The 22,483-nt window shown below is 56.4% G+C and carries 21 protein-coding genes; 11 read left to right on the top strand and 10 right to left on the bottom strand.

Annotation, left to right across the window (positions count from 1 at the left end):
* Positions 1–25: 25 nt before the first annotated feature.
* From ABLU67_RS15420 to ABLU67_RS15410, 3 genes are read right to left on the bottom strand one after another with little or no spacing between them, the layout of a single operon-like run.
* Entirely contained in the window at positions 26–421 is a 396-nt protein-coding gene (locus ABLU67_RS15420) for an MAPEG family protein (protein ID WP_025106117.1), read from the bottom strand.
* 53 nt (positions 422–474) lie between these two features.
* The gene (locus ABLU67_RS15415; RefSeq protein WP_014229856.1) at positions 475–1,293 is read right to left on the bottom strand and encodes a DUF72 domain-containing protein; all 819 of its coding nucleotides are present in this window, start codon (positions 1,291–1,293) and stop codon (positions 475–477) included.
* Positions 1,290–1,856: a hydrolase gene (locus ABLU67_RS15410; protein ID WP_049082802.1), complete on the bottom strand. Its 567-nt coding sequence runs from the start codon at positions 1,854–1,856 to the stop codon at positions 1,290–1,292. The genes ABLU67_RS15415 and ABLU67_RS15410 overlap by 4 nt, the downstream gene beginning before the upstream one ends.
* Before the next feature lie 268 nt (positions 1,857–2,124).
* On the opposite strand from ABLU67_RS15410, the gene aspS reads away from it, so the two are divergent.
* The 6 genes from aspS to ruvB all read left to right on the top strand — a co-directional run bounded on the left by aspS (position 2,125) and on the right by ruvB (position 7,516).
* Entirely contained in the window at positions 2,125–3,912 is a 1,788-nt protein-coding gene (aspS, locus tag ABLU67_RS15405; RefSeq protein WP_004852140.1) for an aspartate--tRNA ligase, read from the top strand.
* Position 3,913: 1 nt separating this feature from the next.
* Positions 3,914–4,357, top strand: a complete 444-nt coding sequence (gene nudB / locus ABLU67_RS15400; RefSeq protein ID WP_004852138.1) for a dihydroneopterin triphosphate diphosphatase — start codon at positions 3,914–3,916, stop codon at positions 4,355–4,357.
* 30 nt (positions 4,358–4,387) lie between these two features.
* On the top strand, positions 4,388–5,128 hold the full coding sequence (locus ABLU67_RS15395; RefSeq protein WP_004122063.1) for a YebC/PmpR family DNA-binding transcriptional regulator: 741 nt from the start codon (positions 4,388–4,390) through the stop codon (positions 5,126–5,128).
* 154 nt (positions 5,129–5,282) lie between these two features.
* On the top strand, positions 5,283–5,804 hold the full coding sequence (gene ruvC, locus ABLU67_RS15390; RefSeq protein WP_014229855.1) for a crossover junction endodeoxyribonuclease RuvC: 522 nt from the start codon (positions 5,283–5,285) through the stop codon (positions 5,802–5,804).
* Between the two features lie 81 nt (positions 5,805–5,885).
* Positions 5,886–6,497 carry a Holliday junction branch migration protein RuvA gene (gene ruvA, locus ABLU67_RS15385; protein ID WP_004103390.1) on the top strand — a complete coding sequence of 204 codons (612 nt, stop codon included), beginning with the start codon at positions 5,886–5,888 and terminating at the stop codon, positions 6,495–6,497.
* 8 nt (positions 6,498–6,505) lie between these two features.
* A complete protein-coding gene (gene ruvB, locus ABLU67_RS15380) occupies positions 6,506–7,516 on the top strand; it encodes a Holliday junction branch migration DNA helicase RuvB (protein ID WP_004852130.1) in 1,011 nt (336 codons plus the stop codon).
* Between the two features lie 182 nt (positions 7,517–7,698).
* On the opposite strand, the gene znuB is transcribed toward ruvB, so the two are convergent.
* A complete protein-coding gene (znuB, locus tag ABLU67_RS15375) occupies positions 7,699–8,484 on the bottom strand; it encodes a zinc ABC transporter permease subunit ZnuB (protein ID WP_014229854.1) in 786 nt (261 codons plus the stop codon).
* On the bottom strand, positions 8,484–9,236 hold the full coding sequence (gene znuC, locus ABLU67_RS15370) for a zinc ABC transporter ATP-binding protein ZnuC (protein WP_014229853.1): 753 nt from the start codon (positions 9,234–9,236) through the stop codon (positions 8,484–8,486). The genes znuB and znuC overlap by 1 nt, the downstream gene beginning before the upstream one ends.
* A 78-nt stretch (positions 9,237–9,314) precedes the next feature.
* Between znuC and znuA the strand changes: the two genes are divergently transcribed.
* The 3 genes from znuA to lpxM all read left to right on the top strand — a co-directional run bounded on the left by znuA (position 9,315) and on the right by lpxM (position 12,701).
* Entirely contained in the window at positions 9,315–10,259 is a 945-nt protein-coding gene (gene znuA, locus ABLU67_RS15365) for a zinc ABC transporter substrate-binding protein ZnuA (RefSeq protein WP_004852123.1), read from the top strand.
* Positions 10,260–10,274: 15 nt separating this feature from the next.
* Entirely contained in the window at positions 10,275–11,597 is a 1,323-nt protein-coding gene (mepM, locus tag ABLU67_RS15360; RefSeq protein WP_004852121.1) for a murein DD-endopeptidase MepM, read from the top strand.
* Positions 11,598–11,714: 117 nt separating this feature from the next.
* A complete protein-coding gene (gene lpxM / locus ABLU67_RS15355; RefSeq protein ID WP_064358178.1) occupies positions 11,715–12,701 on the top strand; it encodes a lauroyl-Kdo(2)-lipid IV(A) myristoyltransferase in 987 nt (328 codons plus the stop codon).
* A 27-nt stretch (positions 12,702–12,728) separates the two neighbouring features.
* Here lpxM and dcuR read toward each other — a convergent pair whose 3' ends face one another.
* From dcuR to ABLU67_RS15340, 3 genes are all read right to left on the bottom strand, one after another.
* The gene (dcuR, locus tag ABLU67_RS15350) at positions 12,729–13,445 is read right to left on the bottom strand and encodes a two-component system response regulator DcuR (protein WP_064358177.1); all 717 of its coding nucleotides are present in this window, start codon (positions 13,443–13,445) and stop codon (positions 12,729–12,731) included.
* 63 nt (positions 13,446–13,508) lie between these two features.
* Positions 13,509–15,194, bottom strand: a complete 1,686-nt coding sequence (locus ABLU67_RS15345) for an NAD-dependent malic enzyme (RefSeq protein WP_048260997.1) — start codon at positions 15,192–15,194, stop codon at positions 13,509–13,511.
* A 62-nt stretch (positions 15,195–15,256) separates the two neighbouring features.
* Positions 15,257–16,204: an AEC family transporter gene (locus ABLU67_RS15340; protein WP_025106124.1), complete on the bottom strand. Its 948-nt coding sequence runs from the start codon at positions 16,202–16,204 to the stop codon at positions 15,257–15,259.
* 416 nt (positions 16,205–16,620) lie between these two features.
* Between ABLU67_RS15340 and ABLU67_RS15335 the strand changes: the two genes are divergently transcribed.
* A complete protein-coding gene (locus ABLU67_RS15335) occupies positions 16,621–17,955 on the top strand; it encodes a 2-hydroxycarboxylate transporter family protein (RefSeq protein WP_025106125.1) in 1,335 nt (444 codons plus the stop codon).
* Between the two features lie 64 nt (positions 17,956–18,019).
* Here the strand turns inward: ABLU67_RS15335 and pyk are convergent, their stop codons facing one another.
* Together pyk and ABLU67_RS15325 are read right to left on the bottom strand one after the other, a co-directional pair.
* Positions 18,020–19,462 (bottom strand): pyruvate kinase, encoded by a 1,443-nt coding sequence (gene pyk, locus ABLU67_RS15330; RefSeq protein ID WP_048260999.1) that lies wholly within the window; start codon positions 19,460–19,462, stop codon positions 18,020–18,022.
* 125 nt (positions 19,463–19,587) lie between these two features.
* Positions 19,588–20,493, bottom strand: a complete 906-nt coding sequence (locus ABLU67_RS15325; protein WP_161505349.1) for a MurR/RpiR family transcriptional regulator — start codon at positions 20,491–20,493, stop codon at positions 19,588–19,590.
* Between the two features lie 325 nt (positions 20,494–20,818).
* Here ABLU67_RS15325 and zwf point away from each other — a divergent pair, with 325 nt between their 5' ends.
* Entirely contained in the window at positions 20,819–22,294 is a 1,476-nt protein-coding gene (zwf, locus tag ABLU67_RS15320; protein WP_004122041.1) for a glucose-6-phosphate dehydrogenase, read from the top strand.
* The last annotated feature ends 189 nt before the right edge of the window (positions 22,295–22,483 follow it).

The following is a 22,483-nucleotide window of genomic DNA, read 5'->3' as shown; positions in this document are numbered from 1 at the left end:
AAAATCGAAAACGGCGTATTGTGCGCTAACGGACGGAGAAAACCAACTCCCAGGGCATATACCAGAAGTTCGCCAGCACCATCAGCAACAACGAACACCACGTCGCGCTCATGCCGGAACGACGCCAGCGGTAAAGACGATGATGAAAGCCATAGGAGTGCATCAGGCGCCCGGCGATCAGTAAAATACCGCAGACGTGGACCATCCAGGTCTGCGCGCCGTTCATTTCCATAAACAGCAGCAGAATCAGGCCAATGGGAATATATTCCACCGCGTTCCCGTGCACGCGTATAGCAACCTGCAGTTCGCTAAAACCGCCGTCGCCGTAGCCAACGCGATATTGCGTCCTCAGTCGTACAACGTCCCAGGAAAACTTAATAAGCAATAACGCACCTAAAACCGCATACAGCGCGCTGACCATACTCAAAACTCCCTTTTATCGCTTCCGGTGGCTCAATTGAGGATAGCAGGATATCAGAAAAGAGAGGTTTGCTGCGGAATTGAAGGTGCCGCCCCTATTTCCGGTAGGGCGGCGCGCAGATCGCTCCACAGGGTGTCGACCAGTTCCGGCGCCTGGGCGATATCCGGGGTATGGAGGAACAGGTACGGCGTGGTTGTCTGCGCCCATTTTGGCAGCGTGCGTAACCACACGCTAAACAGCTCACGATTTTGCGCCATGTCATCGCTGCCGATAAAACGCACCATCGGATGGTGGGCCGTCACCAGCGCATGGACGGGAACTTTTGGCTTCTTTCTTTGCGCGTCGAGCATCGCCGGGCTGCGGGCGACGGCGCTATGAACCGGACGGCTATCCAGGATCACGCGGTTGACGTTTCGCTGATGCAGCCCGCGATTGAGCTGCTGTTCCGCTTCCTCTTTGGCGAAAAACTCCGGATGCCTTACCTCAACGCCGTAGCTGAATTCGCGCGGCAGGCTGTCGAGGAACTGCCAGAGCGCGGGAAGATCCCGAGGGCCGAACGTGGCCGGCAGCTGCAGCCAGTATTGGCCAATGCGCGATGACAGCGGCGCCAGGCGGGTGAAAAACTCGTGGCTTAAGTCGTCGCAGTTGCGCAGCGATGCCTGGTGCGAAATGGTGGCCGGAAACTTGAAGCAAAAGCGAAAATCATCGTGGGTTTGTTCATACCAGCGGCTGACAATCTCAGCTTTTGGTAAAGCGTACAGGGTCGTGTTGCCCTCCACGCAGTTAAAATGGCGGGCATACTCTTCAAGGCTGGTGATACCCAGGCGCACCCACTTCGGGTGCGCCCATTGGGGAAGCCCAATATAGATCATAACGCGGCAAGTACCTCCTCGGTACTGCGCACGCGGGCAATACGCGGGAAGATGTGCGTCATGCTGCCCTGATGCTGTTCAGCCGTTGCTGCGCTGCAGGCGTCTTCAACGAGAATCAGATTGAAGCCCAGCTCCCAGGCGTTGCGCGCCGTCGATTCGACGCCGATATTGGTTGAGATACCGCACAGGATAATCGTATCGATACCGCGACGGCGAAGCTGCAGCTCCAGGTCGGTGCCGTAAAAGGCTCCCCACTGGCGTTTGGTGACTTCGATGTCGCTCTCCTGTTTTCCCAGCGCCAGCGGATAGAACCACCAGTTTTCCGGTAGCGTATGGGCGCCTGCCTGGGCATCGACCGGCTGCTTCAGCGCTTCGGCGAAATCCGCCGACCAGCCAACGCGAACCATGACCACCGGGGAACCCTGCTGGCGGCACTTTTTGGCCAGACTCGCGGCGCGCTCAACCACGTCGTCAGCCCGATGCGGGCCGCCGGCAAACGGTAAAATGCCTTCCTGCAGGTCTATAACCACCAGCGCGGTTTTTTTTGCATTGAGTTCTAACATGATATCCCCGTATCTTCTTCTGTTGTCAGGTCGCTACAATACCGTTGCCGATCTCGCCCGAGGGTAACAAATTTTGTTAATTTTTGTGAGTACAAGCAATAAGCGCTCAGCAAAGCAACGCTGCGCGCTGCGCCGGGCTTATCGTGCGCCATAATTTCCAGTATAATAGCCGCCTTTTTTCATTCAGTTGTGACATCAGCTAAAGCTGCGACCTCGTCGCCTGCAAGACAGGCAACAATCCGCCTGCGGCTAAGTTAAGGGATATCTCATGCGTACAGAATATTGCGGGCAGCTTCGTCTGTCCCACGTAGGGCAGCAAGTGACTCTGTGTGGTTGGGTCAACCGTCGTCGTGATCTCGGTAGCCTTATCTTTATCGATATGCGTGACCGCGAAGGCATCGTACAGGTGTTTTTCGATCCGGATCGTGCCGACGCATTAAAGCTGGCCTCTGAACTGCGTAATGAGTTCTGCATCCAGGTCACCGGTACCGTGCGCGCGCGTGACGAAAAAAACATCAATAGCGATATGGCCACCGGCGCCATCGAAGTGCTGGCATCGGATCTGACGATTATCAACCGCGCTGAAGCGCTGCCGCTGGACTCCAACCACGTCAATACCGAAGAAGCGCGTCTGAAATATCGCTACCTGGACCTGCGTCGTCCGGAAATGGCGCAGCGCCTGAAGACCCGTGCGAAAATCACCAGCCTGGTGCGCCGCTTTATGGATGACCACGGTTTCCTCGACATCGAAACGCCGATGCTGACCAAAGCCACGCCGGAAGGCGCGCGCGACTACCTGGTCCCATCCCGCGTGCATAAAGGGAAATTCTACGCGCTGCCGCAGTCTCCACAGCTGTTCAAGCAGCTGCTGATGATGTCCGGTTTTGACCGCTACTATCAGATCGTTAAATGCTTCCGCGACGAAGACCTGCGTGCCGACCGTCAGCCGGAATTTACCCAGATCGATGTGGAAACCTCCTTCATGACCGCCGGGCAGGTGCGCGAAGTCATGGAAGCGCTGGTGCGCAACCTGTGGCAGGAAGTGAAGGGCGTGGATCTGGGCGATTTCCCGATCATGACCTTCGCCGAAGCCGAGCGCCGCTACGGTTCTGACAAACCAGACCTGCGTAACCCGATGGAGCTGGTGGACGTCGCCGATCTGGTGAAAGCGGTGGAATTCGCCGTCTTCGCCGGCCCGGCTAACGACGCCAAAGGGCGCGTTGCCGCGCTGCGCGTACCGGGCGGCGCTGCGCTGACCCGTAAGCAAATCGACGAATACGGTAAGTTTGTCCAGATCTACGGCGCGAAAGGGCTGGCCTATATTAAAGTAACCGAGCGGGCGAAAGGCCTTGAAGGCATCAACAGCCCGGTGGCTAAATTCCTTAACGCCGACATCGTTGAAGCGATCCTTGAGCGCACCGGCGCGCAGGATGGCGATATGATCTTCTTCGGCGCGGATAACAAAAAAGTGGTCGCCGACGCGCTGGGCGCGCTGCGTCTGAAGCTGGGCAAAGACCTGAACCTGACCGACGAAGACAAATGGGCGCCGCTGTGGGTTATCGACTTCCCGATGTTTGAAGACGACGGCGAAGGCGGCCTGACCGCGATGCACCATCCGTTCACCTCGCCGAAAGACATGTCCGCCGCAGAGCTGAAAGCCGCGCCGGAAGACGCGGTGGCCAACGCCTACGATATGGTCATCAACGGCTATGAAGTGGGCGGCGGTTCCGTGCGTATTCACAGCGGTGAGATGCAGCAGACCGTGTTCGGCATCCTGGGCATTAACGAGCAGGAGCAGCGCGAGAAGTTTGGCTTCCTGCTGGACGCGCTGAAATACGGCACCCCGCCGCACGCGGGCCTGGCTTTTGGCCTCGACCGTTTGACCATGCTGCTGACCGGTACCGATAATATCCGTGACGTTATCGCCTTCCCGAAAACGACCGCAGCCGCTTGCCTGATGACCGAAGCGCCAAGCTTCGCTAACCCGGCATCGCTGAGCGAACTCGGTATTCAGGTGGTGGCGAAAGAGGCAAAAGAGTCTCTGGAGAATAAGTAAGATGTCATTCAAGCTCCCCGTTTCCGTACTGGTGGTGATTTACGCCGAAGATACGAAGCGGGTGCTGATGTTGCAGCGGCGCGACGATCCCGCGTTCTGGCAGTCGGTTACCGGCAGCCTGGAAGAGGGAGAAACCGCGCCGCAGGCTGCCGCGCGTGAAGTTATGGAAGAGGTCGCCATCGATGTTGCCTGCGAGCAGCTGGCTTTGGTTGATTGTCAGCGTACGGTAGAATTCGAGATATTTTCTCATTTACGTCATCGCTATGCGCCGGGCGTTGAGCGCAATACGGAGTTTTGGTTCCGTCTTGCGCTCCCCCATGAACGCCAGATTGTCTTTACGGAACATCTGGACTATCGCTGGGTTGACGCGGCGGAAGCCGCCACGTTGACCAAGTCCTGGAGCAACCGGCAGGCGATTGAAGAATTTGTAATTAACGCCGCCTGAAAGGGCGCGCTTTTTTTTGGAGAGTTTTTTATGGCAGGTCATAGTAAATGGGCCAACACCAAGCACCGCAAAGCGGCACAGGATGCCAAGCGCGGTAAGATCTTTACGAAAATTATTCGCGAGCTGGTCACCGCCGCGCGTCTGGGCGGCGGCGATGCGGGCTCTAACCCGCGTCTGCGCGCGGCAATCGACAAAGCGCTGAGCAACAACATGACCCGCGACACCCTGAACCGCGCTATCGCGCGCGGCGTCGGCGGCGATGATGATGCGAACATGGAAACCATCATCTATGAAGGTTACGGTCCTGGCGGCACGGCGGTAATGGTTGAATGTCTGTCCGACAACCGCAACCGTACCGTGGCGGAAGTACGTCATGCCTTCACCAAAACCGGCGGTAACCTGGGGACCGACGGTTCCGTTTCCTACCTGTTCAGCAAAAAAGGCGTTATCTCCTTCGAGAAAGGCGACGAAGATGCGATCATGGAAGCGGCGCTGGAAGCGGGCGCGGAAGACGTTGTGACCTATGACGACGGCGCGATTGACGTTTATACCGCCTGGGAAGAGATGGGCGCGGTACGCGATGCGCTGGAAGCCGCCGGCCTGAAAGCGGACGCCGCTGAAGTCTCGATGATCCCGTCAACCAAAGCGGATATGGACGCGGAAACTGCGCCGAAACTGCTGCGACTGATCGATATGCTGGAAGATTGCGACGACGTGCAGGAAGTTTATCACAACGGCGAGATCTCTGATGAGGTCGCCGCAACCCTGTGATACCCGTAATCTTTCAGCCCACAGCGGTGTTGGCTCTCCTCGCTTACCCCGGTCACGTAGTGAATCTACGCCCCCGGGGATGCGCTGCGTGGCCGCCTGGCTGTGAACTGAAATCTTTAGGGTCTCACGGGTTAGTTATGACCGGAGGCGCGTGATGGCCATTATTCTCGGCATTGACCCGGGGTCGCGCGTCACTGGTTATGGCGTCATCCGCCAGGTTGGACGCCAGCTTAGCTACCTGGGCAGCGGCTGTATTCGCACGAAAGTGGATGATTTACCGTCTCGCCTGAAGCTTATCTATGCGGGCGTGACGGAAATTATTACCCAGTTCCAGCCGGACTATTTTGCCATCGAACAAGTGTTTATGGCAAAGAACGCCGACTCGGCGCTGAAGCTTGGCCAGGCGCGCGGCGTGGCGATTGTCGCGGCGACGAATCAGGACCTGCCGGTCTTTGAGTACGCCGCCAGGCAGGTAAAGCAGACCGTTGTCGGCATCGGCAGCGCGGAAAAGAGCCAGGTGCAGCACATGGTGCGCACGTTGCTTAAGCTGCCGGCTAACCCGCAGGCGGATGCGGCGGATGCTTTAGCCATCGCCATCACCCATTGCCACGTCAGCCAGAACGCGGCTCAGATCGGCGAAAGCCGCCTGAACCTGGCGCGCGGACGCTTACGATAACCTGAAATCAGGCTGGATATCTATCCAGCCTTTTTTTATGATACCGCATTAGACTTTCGGCCCTTAATCCAGGAGCTCCATGTGATAGGCAGACTCAGAGGCATCATTCTCGAAAAACAACCCCCGCTGGTTTTACTTGAAACGGGAGGCGTAGGCTATGAGGTTCATCTGCCGATGACCTGCTTCTATGAGCTGCCGGACGTGGGTAAAGAGGCGATCATTTTCACCCACTTTATCGTCCGTGAAGATGCACAGCTGCTGTATGGCTTTAACAACAAGCAGGAGCGCACGCTGTTTAAAGAGCTGATTAAAACCAACGGCGTCGGTCCGAAGCTGGCGCTGGCGATCCTTTCCGGCATGTCGGCGCAGCAGTTTGTCAATGCCGTTGAGCGCGAGGAGCTGGCGGCGCTGGTGAAGCTGCCGGGTATCGGCAAGAAAACCGCGGAACGCCTGATTGTCGAGATGAAAGACCGCTTCAAAGGACTACACGGCGATCTGTTCACGCCGGCAGCGGATCTGGTCCTGACGTCGCCGGCCGGCCCGTCTGACGATGACGCTGAACAGGAAGCGGTTGCCGCGCTGGTGGCGCTGGGCTATAAACCTCAGGAGGCCAGCCGGATGGTCAGCAAAATCGTACGCCCGGATGCCAACAGTGAAACGCTAATTCGCGAAGCGCTCCGCGCCGCGTTGTGAGGTAAGGGATGATTGAAGCAGACAGGCTGGTATCGGCGGACAGCAGCGGTTTTGAAGAGGCGGCCGATCGCGCCATTCGTCCTAAATTGCTGCAAGAGTACGTGGGCCAGCCGCACGTCCGTTCGCAAATGGAGATCTTTATCCAGGCGGCGAAGCTGCGCGGCGACGCGCTCGATCACCTGCTGATTTTTGGCCCGCCGGGGCTGGGGAAAACCACCCTGGCAAACATCGTCGCCAACGAGATGGGCGTTAACCTGCGCACCACCTCCGGCCCGGTGCTGGAGAAAGCGGGCGATCTGGCGGCGATGCTGACCAATCTTGAGCCCCACGACGTTCTGTTTATCGACGAGATCCACCGCCTGTCGCCGGTGGTCGAAGAAGTCCTGTATCCGGCAATGGAAGATTATCAGCTGGATATCATGATTGGCGAAGGGCCCGCGGCGCGTTCGATAAAAATCGATCTGCCGCCGTTTACCCTGATTGGCGCGACGACTCGCGCCGGCTCGCTGACATCACCGCTGCGCGACCGTTTTGGCATCGTTCAGCGCCTGGAGTTCTACCAGATCCCTGACCTGCAGCATATTGTCAGCCGCAGCGCCCGCTATATGGGACTGGAGATGAGCGAAGAGGGGGCTCTGGAGGTCGCGCGCCGCGCGCGCGGTACGCCGCGAATCGCCAACCGCCTGCTGCGCAGGGTGCGTGACTTTGCCGAGGTTCGCTACGACGGGCGTATCTCTGAGGAGATTGCCGCTCAGGCGCTGGATATGCTCAACGTGGATGCGGAAGGCTTTGATTATATGGACCGTAAGCTGCTGCTGGCGGTCATCGATAAATTCTTTGGCGGGCCGGTCGGCCTGGATAACCTGGCGGCGGCCATCGGTGAAGAGCGGGAAACCATTGAAGACGTGCTGGAGCCGTATCTGATCCAGCAGGGCTTTTTACAGCGTACGCCGCGCGGGCGAATGGCGACGGTACGGGCCTGGACCCACTTCGGCATTACGCCGCCGGAAATGCCGTAATCGTTGTCCGGCTATAAAACGGCAGACTGCAGAGGCCAGTAGCCCGGCTAAGGCGTTCACGCCGCAAGCCGGGACATCAAACCGCAATACCGCTTCAGCTATTTCCCCGGCTTGCGCTCCGCTTAGCCGGGCTACAACGTCCGCAGACGGCCGTGAGCCCAATGGCGGCGGGCGCATAAGCGTCAGGCGGCCGGTTTCTTGCTCATGCTGAAGATAAACAGCAGCGCGGCGCACAGCACCACGGAAGGCCCCGCCGGCGTGTCGTAGAACGCGGAGAAGGTCAATCCTCCGGTAACCGCAATCATTCCCACGCCAACCGCCACTCCCGCCATTTGCTCCGGCGTACGGGCAAAGCGGCGGGCCGTTGCGGCGGGAATAATCAACAGCGACGTGATAATCAGCGCCCCGACGAACTTCATCGCCACGCCGATGGTCAGCGCGGTCACCAGCATCAATAGCAGCTTGACCCGCTGAAGCTTAACGCCATCAACAAACGCCAGGTCCGGGCTAATGGTCATCGACAGCAGGTTGCGCCATTGCCAGAGCAGGATCGCCAGCACGATAACCACGCCAATCGCAATGGAGATCAAATCTTCCGGCGTCACCGCCAGCAGATCGCCGAACAGATAGGCCATCAGATCGACGCGCACGTTTGACATCAGGCTGACCACCACCAGGCCCAGCGACAGCGCGCTGTGCGCCATGATGCCGAGTAGCGTGTCTACCGCCAGGTGGGGGCGTTTCTCCAGCCACACCAGGCCGCCCGCCAGCAGCAGCGTCACCGCGATGACCGCATAGAACGGATTGACGTTGAGCAGTAAACCAAAAGCCACGCCGAGCAGAGAGGCGTGGGCCAGGGTATCACCGAAGTAGGACATCCGGCGCCAGACGACGAACGATCCCAGCGGACCCGCCGCACAGGCGAGCATCATTCCGGCCAGCCAGCCGGGGAGCAGTAATTCAATCATTAACGGTCATTTCCCCGACGCAGTACAATCCGCCCCTGCAGGTCGTGGCGGTGGTTATGATGATGGCGATAGATCCCTAGCTGTTCCGCGCCGCGCTGGCCGAACATCGAGATAAATTCCGGGTGCATAGAGACCACTTCCGGCGCGCCGGAGCAGCAAATATGCTGATTCAGGCACAGCACTTCGTCGGTTTTGGCCATTACCAGATGCAGGTCATGAGAAACCATCAGTACGGCGCAATCAAGCTCCTGGCGCAGCTGGTTAATCAGATCGTAAAGCGCCACCTGACCGTTGACGTCAACGCCCTGCGTCGGCTCGTCGAGCACCAGCAGCTGCGGCTGATTGAGCAGCGCCCGCGCCAGCAGTACCCGCTGGGTCTCTCCGCCGGAAAGCTTCTGCATAGGGGCGTCGATCAGATGCCCGGCCTGCACGCGCTTAAGCGCTGGCAGAATGTCGCGTTTGTGCGTTCCCGGACGTAAAAGCATAAAGCGGCTGACGGTCAGCGGCAGGGTAGCATCAAGGTGCAACTTTTGCGGCACATAGCCGATCCGCAGATGCCCGTCGCGTTTGATAATCCCTTCCGAGGGTGCTACCAGCCCCAGAACCACTCTCACGAGGGTCGATTTACCGGCGCCGTTCGGCCCCAGTAAGGTTAAAATTTTGCCCGGCTTTAGCGTTAGCGAAATGTCAGACAGCACGCGCCTTTGGCCATAAACGACCGCGACGTTTTCCAGAGTTACAAGATTTGTCATATCAAATTAGAGGTTGCACAAGCCAGTGAATGTTATAATATCACATCTTTCTCATTCTATACGATGATTAGACGCATTATGTTACATAAAAATACGCTTCTTTGCGCTGGACTTAGCGCCGCTTTTTTGTTCGCCCATGCGCCGTTGGCCAGCGCCGCGGTTGTCACTTCCCTTAAGCCACTGGGTTTTATCGCTTCCGCTATCGCGGATGGGGTGACACAGACGCAGGTACTGCTGCCGGACGGGGCCTCGGAGCATGACTATTCGCTGCGGCCATCGGATGCAAAACGCTTACAGAACGCAGACTTAGTGGTCTGGATTGGTCCAGAGATGGAGGCGTTTATGGATAAGTCAACGCAAAGCATTGCGCCGAACAAAAAGGTGACGATTGCCGAGCTTGACGGCGTGAAACCGTTACTCATGAAAGGCACCGACGACGACGACGACCATCACGGTCATGACCATGGCGCCGGGGAAAATAGTGACGACGATCACCATCACGGCATCTATAACATGCATCTGTGGCTTTCCCCAGAGATAGCGCGCCTTTCGGCGGTTGCAATCCACGATAAATTATTGGAACTTATGCCGCAGAGTCGAGCCAAACTTGACGCCAACCTGAAGGATTTTGAGGCAAAATTAGCCGCAACCGACAAGCAGGTTGGGACCGAGCTGGCACCGCTGAAAGGGAAGGGATATTTCGTTTTTCATGACGCCTACGGCTACTTTGAAAAACATTACGGTTTGACCCCACTGGGTCATTTTACTGTCAACCCTGAAATCCAGCCTGGTGCGCAGCGTTTACACGAAATCAGAACACAGCTGGTTGAGCAAAAAGCAACTTGCGTTTTTGCTGAGCCACAGTTCAGGCCAGCGGTCATCGAAGCTGTTGCCAGGGGAACGTCCGTGCGCATGGGAACCCTGGATCCACTTGGAATCGGAATTAAGCTGGGTAAAGAGAGTTACCCGCAATTCCTGAGCCAGATGGCGAATCAGTATTCAAGCTGCCTGAAAGGAGAATAACGAGGAAGTGAATACGTGCAACAGATAGCCCGCGCTGTCACTCAGGCATTTAACAATCTGCCACGACCTCACCGCGTTATGCTGGGGTCGCTTAGCGTTCTTACATTAGCGGTCGCCGTCTGGCGGCCTTACATATACCACCATCCTGAATCCACCCCCATCACCAGAACCATCGAGCTGGAACAAAGCGAAATTCGTTCGCTGCTGCCAGAAGCTTCGGAACCCATCGATCAGGCGCCTCAGGAAGAAGAGGCTATCCCTCAGGACGAGCTGGATGACAAGGCGGATAGCGATTCCGGTGGCCACGAATATGTGGTCTCGACCGGCGATACGCTTAGCAGCATTCTTAATCAGTACGGCATTGATATGGGCGATATCGCCCGGCTCTCCTCGGTGGATAAAGAGCTGCGTAATCTGAAAATTGGTCAACAGCTCTCCTGGACCCTGACGGCGGACGGCGACCTGCAAAGCCTGACCTGGGAGATGTCGCGCCGCGAAACCCGCACCTACGATCGGGTTGCAAACGGTTTCAAAATGAGCAGCGAGCTGCAAAAAGGCGACTGGGTCAATAGCGTACTGAAAGGTACCGTAGGCGGCAGCTTCGTCGCCAGCGCTCGCGATGCCGGCCTGACCAGTACCGAAATCAGCGCGGTGATCAAAGCCATGCAGTGGCAGATGGACTTCCGTAAGCTGAAAAAAGGCGATGAATTCTCCGTGCTGATGTCGCGTGAAATGCTCGACGGTAAGCGCGAGCAAAGCCAGCTGCTTGGCGTGCGCCTGCGCTCGGAGGGTAAAGACTATTACGCGATCCGCGCTGAGGATGGCAAATTCTACGACCGCAACGGTACCGGCCTGGCGAAGGGGTTCCTGCGCTTCCCGACCGCACGTCAGTTCCGCGTCTCTTCGAACTTTAACCCGCGTCGTCTGAACCCGGTGACTGGCCGCGTCGCGCCGCATCGTGGCGTCGATTTTGCGATGCCGCAGGGCACGCCGGTGCTGTCGGTAGGGGATGGCGAAGTGGTGGTGGCTAAACGTAGCGGTGCGGCAGGTTATTACGTCGCTGTCCGTCATGGTCGCACCTATACCACCCGCTATATGCACCTGCGTAAGCTGCTGGTCAAACCCGGGCAGAAGGTGAAACGCGGCGATCGTATTGCGCTGTCGGGCAACACCGGGCGTTCTACCGGTCCGCATCTGCATTATGAAGTGTGGATCAACCAGCAGGCGGTCAACCCGCTAACGGCGAAACTGCCGCGTACGGAAGGGCTCAGCGGTTCCGACCGTACCGATTATCTGGCGCAGGCAAAACAGGTGATTCCGCAGCTGCGGTTTGACTAACCTTCCGTCAGTTAAAGCCGGTGCACGCTGTGCGCCGGCTTTTTCTTTTGTACGTTACTCAACGTATCGCTAAACTAACCCATTATCTTTATTGAGCGGTAATTCTGCGGATTGGGCATGGAAACGAAAAAAAATAATATTGAATTTATTCCAAAATTTGAAAAATCCTTTTTACTACCGCGCTACTGGGGCGCGTGGTTAGGGGTTTTTGCCTTCGCCGGTATCGCTCTGACGCCGGCCTCTTTCCGCGATCCGATTCTCGGCAAAATGGGGCGCTTTGTGGGGCGCCTGGCAAAGAGTTCGCGCCGTCGGGCGCAGATTAACCTGCTGTACTGTTTCCCGGAAAAGAGTGAGCAGGAACGAGAAGCCATTATTGATGCAATGTATGCCTCCGCGCCGCAGGCGATGGTCATGATGGCGGAGTTAGGCCTGCGCGACCCGCAGCGCATTCTTTCTCGCGTCGACTGGCAGGGCAAAGAGATCATCGATGAGATGCAGAGAAACAACGAGAAGGTGATCTTTCTGGTTCCCCATGCCTGGGGCGTGGATATTCCGGCGATGCTGATGGCTTCCGGCGGGCAAAAAATGGCGGCGATGTTCCATAATCAGGGCAATCCGGTATTTGATTACGTCTGGAATACCGTGCGCCGTCGTTTCGGTGGACGTATGCACGCGCGCAACGACGGGATCAAACCGTTTATTCAGTCGGTGCGTCAGGGGTACTGGGGCTACTATCTGCCGGATCAGGATCACGGCGCCGAGCACAGCGAGTTTGTTGATTTCTTTGCCACCTATAAAGCGACGCTCCCGGCGATCGGCCGTTTAATGAAAGTCTGCCGCGCCCGCGTCGTACCGCTGTTCCCGGTCTATGATGGTAAAACGCATCGTCTGACGGTGCTGGTGCGCCCGCCGATGGACGATCTGCTGGACGCGGACGATAACACTATCGCCCGGCGGATGAACGAAGAGGTGGAAGTGTTCGTGAAGCCGCATACCGAGCAGTACACCTGGATCCTCAAGCTGCTGAAAACGCGCAAGCCGGGTGAAATCGAGCCCTACAAGCGTAAAGAGCTGTACCCCAGGAAGAAGCCGCATCAGGGGTGAAAATCGCAGCCAATGGCCTCACCGGGTTCATTGGCCGTATTGTTTGAGTAGCGCCAAATGATCGGCAACGAGCCGGTAACGATATTCCGGACGACCGGTGATGCCGTAATGGTTGGTGGTGTAGAGGATATTTATCTGCTCCAGCCAAATCAGATATTTGCGGCATGAGACCCGGGATATCTGCAGTGCCGCGGCCAGTTCATTGGTCGAAAAGTCACGTTCCTGCCAGGCGTCAATCCACTGGCACACCAGACGAAGCGTCTGCGGCGTAAGCCCTTTCGGCAAGCGGCGTGCGCTTTCCTGCTGCTGAACCCCGCCGCGCAGCAGGCTGTCCACATCGGCCTGGGCGTAGCTGGATTTCGCATTCTTCAGATCGCGCTTTTTACGCCATGACAACAGCGCCTCCTCAAAGCGCGGAAACTGAAACGGTTTAATCAGGTAATCGACCACGCCATAATGCAGCGCCGTCTGAACCGTGCACCTATCGGCAGCGGAGGTAATCATAATGACATCAATATTTCGCGCATCGGCGCGTAGCGCGGGCAGCAGATCCAGCCCGTTCTCTTGCTGCATGTAGACATCCAGCAGCACCAGATCGACCTGCGCCAAATGGCTGAGCATCTCCCTGGCTTCGCGGACCGTGGGGGCCACGCCGCAGCAGTGGAAATCCGCCACCCGGCTGAGAAACAGCCGGTTCAGCTCGGCCACCATGGAATCATCATCGACAATCAGCACATTAATCATGCGGGGTTTCCCGGTGCGGCGGGAAGCCGGCGCGCTTCCCGTAATATGTGTCTGGGATGGCGATCAAAATGGCGATCGTTTATACGCGGTGTAGCGCGCTCGCCAGAACATTTTATCGATATTCGCGGCCAGCTGAGCCTCGTCAATCTGCGGCGCGACGCCATCCTGCTGAGCCGCGCGTGCGACCTCTGCGGCAATTGCCCGGGAAATCATCTCAATCTCGTCGACCGGCGGCAGTAATCCGCCGGCGTCGCGGGTGGCCAAAGGCGAGTGGGCGGCCAGGGTTTTACTGCAGGCGATAAGCATCCCTTCGGTCACGCGCGCCGCTTTGCTGGCCAGAATCCCCAGCCCCAGACCGGGGAAAACATAGGCATTGTTGCACTGTGCGATATCGTAGGTCTTACCGTCATAGAATACGGGCGCGAACGGGCTGCCGGTGGCAATTAGCGCATTCCCCCGGGTCCATTCCAGCAGATCCTTCGGCTGGGCTTCGGCGCGGGAGGTCGGGTTGGACAGCGGCATAATAATCGGACGCGGGCAGTGCCGGTGCATCTCTTTGATAATCTCTTCGCTGAACAGTCCCGGCTGGCCGGATACGCCAATCAGTACGGTGGGATGGACGTTGCGTACAACATCCATCAGCGACAGGTGGGCCGCACTGGTATCCCAGCGGGTAAGATTTTTCCGCGGCGTGACGTGGCCCTGCTGGAAGTCCAGCAAATCCGGCATCTCATCGGTCAACAGGCCAGGGCGGTCGACCATAAAGATGCGATTGCGCGCTTCCTGCTCTGAGAGCCCGTCATCAACCATCAGCGCAATGATTTTTTCCGCTATCCCGCATCCGGCCGATCCGCTGCCGAGAAACACCACGCGCTGATCGCGGATCCGCGTACCGGCAGCAGCGGCGGCAGCGATCAGCGTACCTGAGGTCACGGCTGCCGTGCCCTGAATATCATCGTTGAAACAGCACAGCTGGTGACGATAGCGGTTAAGAAGCCGGGTGGCGTTTTTTTGCGCAAAATCTTCGAACTGTAGTAGCACATTGGGCCAGCGCTGCGTGATGGCATGGACAAACATGTCCATAAATTCCATGTACTGCTCGTCGCTTATACGCGGATGACGCCAGCCCATATACAGCGGGTCCTCAAGATGCTGGGCGTTGTTGGTGCCCACGTCCAGCATAATGGGGAGCGTTGATGCCGGGTGTATACCCCCGCAGGCTGTATATAACGAGAGTTTACCAATCGGGATCCCCATGCCGCCAATCCCCTGGTCGCCGAGGCCAAGAATGCGCTCGCCGTCGGTCACCACAATAACGTTGATATCATTGCGGGAAAAGCCCTGCAGCATCTCATCAATGTTGTGACGGTTAGGCCATGAAATAAACAGACCGCGTCCCCGGCGATAAATTTCAGAGAAGTGTTCACATGCTTCACCTACCGTTGGGGTATAGATGATCGGCAGCGTTTCTTTCATATGGCTGCGCAGCAGATTATAGAATAGGGTCTCGTTAGTATCCTGAATATTTCGCAGGTAGATATGGCGCGAAATATCCCGTTTAAACTGGCAAAACTGCCCCCACGCGCGTGCGGTTTGCTCTTCAATAGTTTCGACATTATGCGGCAGCAGACCCTGAAGATTAAACGCGGTCCGTTCACCTTCAGTAAACGCGAGACCTTTATTTAATAACGGGTTTTCCAGCAGCACGGCGCCGTTATAGGGCGTATATAAGGTTTCTGTGGCTAACATTTGATGACTCCTGAATATCATAATAAATAATTGCCGGAATTCTTCGGGCTTTATTTCAGTGATTAAGAGATTAAATAAATCATGAATCCTTCAGTGACGACGCCCACTGCGGTACCGAGCAAAATAGAGGATGAGGCGGGCTCGATATAGGTATCGCTGCGCAGGGCAAACATCCCTGCCGCAATGGCGGAAGGCGTCGCGCCGATGATAATGACCTGCTGCATCAGGCTATGGCTGAGCCCGAAGGCGAGACCGGCTACGGCCATCATGGCCGGCTGGAGCAGATTCTTGATGCTGATATTGGTACAGGTTTGAATATTGACCGTAGGACGTTCGCCGTAAAATAGCAGCCCAAGGGCGAACAGAGAGAGGCCGCCCGCCACTTTTCCCACCATCTCAATGGGCATGCTCAGCATGTGCGGCAGCTGTACTCCGGCAAGGCTGAGCAGTACCCCGGAAATCGGTATCCAGACAATCGGGTTTCGGACGGCTTTAAACAGGTTTTGCAGGATAAGCCGCAGCGGATTAGGCTGTTCCGCGTCAGCGCGGCCGCGCTTGTCACCCATGCGAATCAGGATGATGGTCAGGGGGATCATCAATACGCTGGTCACCAGGTTACCGATAAGCACGCCGAGAAAACCCTCCGGACCAATCAGCACCGCAAGCACGGGAGCGCCAAAGTAGGCCATGTCGGGGAACGCGCACACCAGGGACTGAATCGCGCTGGTTTTAATATCATGACGAAAAACATAGCGTGAGATCAGGAGCGTGAGGATATATGACCCCATCAGACCGATGACTAACACCGCCATAAAGGTGAAGTTTTTCATCTTATCGGGATGGGTATTCAGTGCGCCGATAAAAAGATGGAAGGGAAGCGCGAAACGAATGACCACCGTGGCCAGTACGGACGCATCCTCGCGGCGGGTATAGCCCAGCTTACCGCTTAGCCATCCGAGCAGCATGATAAACACCAGGGGAAAAAGGGATTCTAAGAGCAGTGAAGGCATAAGATGTCCTGAAAATATATTATCGGCTACGTTGTGTTTTTTTAATCTAGCGATCCCATAATATTTAAAAGGTGATAGTCATCACAGTCGCTGGGGTTTAAATAATTTCGCCTTAAATACTTTACTTACAAATAGAGAAAAAAGGACAGAATCATCACTTTATCTCTCTGCTATTCAGTTATACCGATGCCGGTAACTTTAGTTTCAGGGTAATAAATTAAATTACTTAAAATAAATATTATGCTTTAGTCACAAAGCACGACAGTAAAACCTGGATTTTATTTTTTAATGTTAACGTCCTGTGCTAACGTTTTTTTGTTTCATTGGTATTTTGCCTGGCACTTTTTTATTTATTTGATTGCGCGCTTTTAATATTGCGTCGATACCCTACGTGACATCATTATTCAGGTAAAAATATGGAAAATAACTCACTCAACCACCCGATAGATAAAACGCTGCCGAGCGGGCAGGCGCCACGACTTTTATCCAATATTGAGGTCGGCGCCGTGCCGTTGGTGCTCTTTATCGGGATAGCCGCAATTGTTGCCATCTCCGCGACCGCAGGCCTGCTGCCGAAGAACATGATTGGCGGTCTGGCGGTAATCATGACCCTGGGGTTCGCGCTGGCTAAAATTGGCCGAATGGTGCCAATCCTCAAGGAGGTTGGCGGCCCGGCCATTTTGTGCCTGATGACGCCGTCGGTGCTGGTCTATTTCGGCATGTTCGAAGCGCATACCCTCGATACCGTGCACTTGCTGATGAAAGAGGCCAACCTCCTCTATTTCGTCATCGCCTGCCTGGTCGTCGGCAGCATTCTGGGCATGAACAGAACCATCCTGATTCAGGGAATGGTACGTATGTTTGTCCCGCTGGTGGTGGGGACCGGGGCGGCGATCTTAACCGGCCTGCTGGTGGGCAGCCTGTTTGGCTACAGTTTCTACCACACCTTTTTCTTTATTATCGTGCCGATCATCGGCGGCGGTATCGGTGAAGGGATCCTGCCCCTGTCGCTGGCCTATTCAGCTATTCTCGGGCAAACGCCCGACGTTTACGTGGCGCAGCTGGCGCCGGCTGCCGTGGTGGGCAACATTTTCGCCATCATCTGCGCCGGTTTTCTGGCGCGCATGGGGACGCGACGTCCTTCGCTCTCCGGCAGCGGAATGCTGATCCGCAGCCATGAAGATAACAGCGTCTTTGCGCAAAATCAGCGCGCGCAGCCCACGGATTTCCAGCTGATGGGGGCCGGATTATTAATGATTTGCGCGTTTTTTATCGTCGGCGGTCTGCTGGAAAAGGTGGTGCATATTCCGGGGCCGGTGCTGATGATTCTGGCCGCGGTATTTTGCAAATACGCGAAAGTTATCCCGGCGGCGATGGAACTGGGGGCGCACAGCTGCTACAAGTTCGTCTCCGCCGCGCTGGTTTGGCCGCTGATGATAGGCCTGGGAATGCTGTATGTTCCTCTGGAAAGCGTGGTCGCGGTCTTCTCGGTTGGCTACGTGGTGGTTTGTGGCTCAATCGTCATTGCGATGGCGCTAAGCGGCTTTCTTATCGCTTCTCGTTTGAATATGTACCCGGTCGAAGCGGCCATCGTCACCAGCTGCCACAGCGGGCTTGGGGGGACGGGAGACGTTGCCATTCTCTCGGCATCAAACCGAATGGGATTAATGCCTTTTGCCCAGATAGCCACCCGTATCGGCGGCGCGTCGACGGTGATTACCGCCACGCTATTGTTGAGCTGGCTTGCGTAGTTTAGCGGGCGAGGGGGCAAAAAAATACCTGCCAGCTGCGGCGCTGGCAGGTAGGTGGAGAGGCTTACTCGACGGTCAGAATGCGGGTGGTGTTGGTGCTACCGATGGTGCTCATCACGTCACCCTGAGTGACGATAACCAGGTCGCCGGTCACCAGATAGCCTTTATCACGCAGCAGCGTTACCGCGTCGTGCGCAGCGGCTACGCCTTCATTGACGCTATCGAAATGCACCGGGGTCACGCCGCGATACAGCGCGGTCAGGTTCAGCGTGCGCTCGTGGCGAGACAGCGCGAAAATCGGCAGGCCGGAGCTGATGCGGGAAGTCATCAGCGCGGTCCGACCGGATTCCGTCATGGTAATGATAGCGGTGACGCCCTTGAGGTGGTTCGCCGCGTACATGGCGGACATCGCAATGGCTTCTTCCACGTTATCGAACTGAATGTCCAGGCGGTGCTTGGAGACGTTGAGGCTGGGGATTTTTTCCGCGCCGAGGCAGACGCGCGCCATCGCGGCAACGGTCTCAGACGGATACTGGCCCGCGGCGGTTTCTGCCGACAGCATCACGGCGTCGGTGCCGTCCAGCACGGCGTTCGCCACGTCCATGACTTCGGCGCGGGTTGGCATCGGGTTGGTGATCATCGACTCCATCATCTGCGTCGCGGTAATGACCGAGCGGTTCAGCTGACGGGCGCGGCGGATCAGCGCCTTCTGGATGCCGACCAGCTCCGGATCGCCGATTTCCACGCCGAGGTCGCCGCGTGCCACCATGACAACGTCGGAGGCGAGGATCACGTCATCCATCGCGTCCTGATCGCATACCGCTTCCGCGCGCTCGACTTTGGCGACGATTTTGGCATCGCAGCCGGCATCGCGCGCCAGGCGACGAGCGTAGTTCAGGTCTTCGCCGCAGCGCGGGAAGGAGACGGCCAGGTAATCGACGCCAATTTTGGCGGCGGTGATGATGTCCGCTTTGTCTTTCTCCGTCAGCGCTTCTGCCGAGAGGCCGCCGCCCAGCTTGTTAATACCCTTATTGTTGGACAACGGTCCGCCGACGGTGACTTCGGTGAATACCTTCATGCCCTGAACTTCCTGGACCTTCAGCTGTACGCGGCCGTCGTCCAGCAGCAGAATGTCGCCCGGAACCACGTCAGCCGGGAGCCCTTTATAGTCGATGCCGACTTTCTCTTTGTCGCCTTCGCCTTTACCCAGGTTTGCGTCGAGGAGGAATTTATCGCCGATATTGAGGAAAATTTTGCCTTCTTTGAAGGTGGAAACGCGGATTTTCGGCCCCTGTAGGTCACCGAGAATCGCGACATGACGGCCCAGTTTCGCCGCAATCTCACGGACTTTATCCGCACGGATCTGATGATCCTCCGCGGTGCCGTGAGAGAAGTTCATACGTACCACGTTAGCGCCTGCGGCAATAACCTTCTCAAGGTTGTTATCGCGGTCGGTAGCCGGGCCTAAGGTAGTCACGATTTTGGTTCTGCGAAGCCTTCTGGACATGTAATACTCCGTTGACTGAAACAACTTTGGTGTTGCGTGAACATGGATTCGGTAGCGCCGATGAGCAAAGTCGCTATACCGGAACGTTACCGACGGTGTAATAGGATAATGCTTTGTTTCTACTTTTATTGGTCATTGCTGTGTACGCTGAGCTCTTTATCAAAGCGCGATTCCTTGAGCGCTTCCTTGACCCTCTTCAAGTTATCTCTGAATTTTGCTCCCCGCCGCAGGGTGAAGCCGGTCGCCAGGACATCAATCACCGTCAGCTGCGCTAAGCGGGAGACCATCGGCATATAGATATCAGTATCTTCCGGTACGTCCAGGGTAATCGCCAGCGTTGATTCCCGGGAAAGCGGCGTGCCGGGGGAGGTAATCGCGATCACCATCGCATCGTTTTCGCGGGCCAGCTGCGCCAGCTCCACCAGGCTTTTAGTCCTGCCGGTATGCGAGATGATCACCACCACATCATCGTCATTACAGTTCATACAGCTCATGCGTTGCAGGACGATGTCGTCGGAATAGATCACCGGCACGTTAAAACGGAAAAACTTGTTCATCGCGTCGTGGGCGACGGCGGCCGAAGAGCCCAGGCCAAAAAAGGCGATTTTCTTCGCCTGCGTGAGCAGGTCAACCGCGCGATTGATCGCCGACATGTCGAGAGAATGATGGACCTGATCTAAACTGGCCATGGCTGACTCAAATATCTTTCCCGTATAGGACTCAACGCTGTCGTCTTCATCGACGTTGCGGTTAACATAGAGCGTACCGTGCGCCAGGCTTTGTGCAAGATGCAGTTTGAAATCCGGGAAACCGCGCGTTTCCAGGCTGCGGCAGAAACGGTTAACCGTGGGCTCGCTGACGCCGGCTTCCAGCGCCAGGGCGGCAATACTTGAATGAATGGCCTGCGCGGGGGTAGCAAGGATGACTTCCGCCACTTTGCGTTCAGATTTGCTAAGGTGTTCCAGCCGGGACTGGATTTTTTCCAGCATATTCATGGGTAATCGGGCGCTCATCAATGGAAGCGATTTCATTAATGGGTGAAATCATCAGGCGTTTTAGCAAGAATATACCCCTCCGTAGTCGGAAACGGTGAGGAATGACCTGAAAATATGTTGTTTTTTTTCATTACATGATCAGAGTCGTATTTTACTAACTGATAATCGGTCGAAACAACGAACAATATTAGCCGCATGCCCAAAATCTCAGCCTCTATTTTCCACCCAGTGCGATTTAGCAGCGGGAACGGCCGCTGAGGGTTTCGGGAAATTCGTAAACACAGTACGATGCAGTGAAAGAAAATTACAAATACAACTATAGTCTGGCATAAGCACCGGGCTATCAACTAAGGAGAATGACATGGCGGTAACGCAAACGGCCCAGGCATGCGATCTGGTCATTTTCGGCGCGAAGGGTGACCTGGCGCGACGTAAATTGCTGCCTTCCCTGTATCAGCTTGAAAAAGCGGGTCAGATCCACCCTGACACCCGCATCATCGGCGTCGGTCGCGCCGACTGGGACAAAGACGCTTACACCAAGGTAGTCCGTGAAGCGATGGAAACCTTCATGAAGGAGAAAATCGATGAAGGTTTGTGGGAGACCCTGAGCGGGCGTCTGGATTTTTGTAACCTTGATGTCAACGATACCAAAGCGTTTACCCGCCTGGGCAAAATGCTCGATCAGAAAGAGCGGGTGACCATTAACTATTTCGCCATGCCGCCGAGCACCTTTGGCGCGATTTGCAAAGGTCTGGGTGAAGCGAAGCTGAACGCCAAGCCGGCCCGCGTGGTGATGGAGAAACCGCTGGGTACCTCCCTGGAAACCTCCCGCGAGATCAACGATCGGGTGGGTGAGTTCTTTGAAGAGTGCCAGGTCTACCGTATCGACCACTATCTGGGTAAAGAGACGGTGCTGAACCTGCTGGCGCTGCGCTTTGCCAACTCGCTGTTCGTCAATAACTGGGACAGCCGCACCATCGATCACGTCGAGATCACCGTGGCGGAAGAGGTGGGCATTGAGGGCCGCTGGGGCTACTTCGATCAGGCCGGGCAGATGCGCGACATGATCCAGAACCACCTGCTGCAAATTCTGTGCATGATTGCCATGTCCCCGCCGTCAGATTTGACTGCCGATAGCATCCGCGATGAAAAAGTGAAGGTGCTGAAATCGCTGCGCCGCATTGACCGCACCAACGTGCGTGAAAAAACGGTGCGCGGCCAGTACACCGCCGGTTTTGCCCAGGGCAAAAAAGTGCCGGGCTACCTCGAGGAAGAGGGGGCCAACAAGTCCAGCCATACAGAAACCTTCGTGGCGATCCGCGTGGATATCGACAACTGGCGCTGGGCGGGCGTACCGTTCTACCTGCGTACCGGTAAACGTCTGCCGACCAAGTGTTCCGAAGTCGTGGTTTACTTCAAGACGCCGGAACTGAACCTGTTCAAAGAGACCTGGCAAGAGCTGCCGCAGAATAAGCTGACCATTCGTCTGCAGCCGGATGAAGGGGTGGATATCCAGGTGCTGAACAAAGTTCCCGGACTTGACCACAAGCATAACCTGCAGATCACCAAGTTGGATCTGAGCTACTCGGAAACCTTTAATCAAACCCACCTGGCGGATGCCTACGAGCGCCTGCTGCTGGAAACGATGCGCGGTATCCAGGCGCTGTTCGTCCGTCGTGATGAAGTGGAAGAGGCGTGGAAGTGGGTCGATTCCATCACTGAAGCCTGGGCTGCCGATCGCGATTCGCCGAAACCGTATCAGGCGGGTACCTGGGGGCCGGTTGCCTCCGTGGCGATGATCACCCGCGACGGTCGTTCGTGGAACGAGTTTGAGTAATCGCCAGCTCCTCCGTCAGGGTTATTTTACCGGTAACATGATCTGACGCAGCAAGTCGCGTAATTTTTAATCTTTTAAGCCCCGGAGGATTCACCCCCGGGGCTTTTTTTATTACACTGCCTGCAGATATTTTGCCCCTGAGCCCCAGTACTGGTGCCCTAAGCCCCTAAAAGTACCGCTAAAGCGCTG

Origin of the sequence: Klebsiella sp. GN_Kp190 (genome assembly GCF_040061795.1) — a bacterium.
GTDB lineage: Bacteria > Pseudomonadota > Gammaproteobacteria > Enterobacterales > Enterobacteriaceae > Klebsiella > Klebsiella michiganensis.
This window is presented reverse-complemented; position numbering and strand designations above follow the sequence as displayed.